1 protein-coding gene is annotated in these 1,011 nt (G+C 38.1%); it reads left to right on the forward strand.

The window, feature by feature from the left end; genetic code table 11:
• Positions 1-130 precede the first annotated feature (130 nt).
• Complete coding sequence (locus ACKTSG_RS14335; protein WP_407895703.1) at positions 131-847, forward strand: hypothetical protein; 717 nt, start codon at positions 131-133, stop codon at positions 845-847.
• Positions 848-1,011: the final 164 nt, after the last annotated feature.

A 1,011-nucleotide genomic window follows, 5' to 3' on the forward strand; every position in this document is an offset into this window, starting at 1 on the left:
GCGTGCAATTCGATGAGCATGTCTTTGAAATCTTGGTTGTACTTCTTAGCCATAACAGATCCTCCAGTCATCATACTTTGATGTTATTATACTAGATTCACTGTCTCACTTTTGAGGGTAACACCAGACGATGACAGATATTGAGTATCAATTAAAAAAACAAATCGACAAAGGTATTGGATTGTTGAAGAGTGAACAAATCGTCAAGCTGGCTTTTATTGCTAGCGTCATTATCTTATCGTATTTAATTGGCCTGTTCTCTCTCTTGAATTCGAAATGGTTTTGGGGAAAATCTATTGGGGTATTTCGCGTGAGCGCATCGATTTTTGTTGTCGCAATCATTGTGCTGATGATCTTCTCCACAAAAATACATGCTACTGAAATAGTAACGAAAGAGTGTAAAAAGCATTTGTCAACTGCTGAAAAATTGCTTAGATATTTTCACTCGGATTCTTTAATTGATATCGAAACCTTTATTCAACATTTGGTAATTGATCGACAGAAAGCATTAAATGATTTCAGGCAGTTTGCATTTCCACTAATTAGTGCCATAAATTTACTGGTCGTTTTGCCATTAATTAGTTTTGTTAGTGCTAGTCTAAGCAACCTAGTAACTACTACTATCACTATTGATAATCTACAAGTTGTCTTGCTTTTTTTTGCGATATTACTTGCGATTGCGTCTGTGACTGTAGCAGTGGAGTATTGGATTGTGTCCGCATTCCAAGGTTATCTCAAAGGCAAGAATGCAATCTTGCAGTCGTTATTGGAAGACCTGGTCTTCATCAAGCGCCATCCACCCATAACTATTTCAGAGTTTGCAATGCTATTATCTGCTAAAGGTTAAAGGAAAGATTCAATCTAGGTGTAGTTTAGCCACGTATATGTCGCGCGGCACGCTATTCCGGCATCCATTCGTCACATTATTTCGGCCTGAAACAACTCTGTTTCGCCGGACTAATGTGACGTTTTTGATTTTTAACTTGGTGATCCGGCAAATTATTCCCTCCG

Source organism: Lacticaseibacillus salsurae, assembly GCF_045862175.1.
In the GTDB taxonomy this organism is placed as follows: Bacteria; Bacillota; Bacilli; order Lactobacillales; family Lactobacillaceae; genus Lacticaseibacillus; species Lacticaseibacillus salsurae.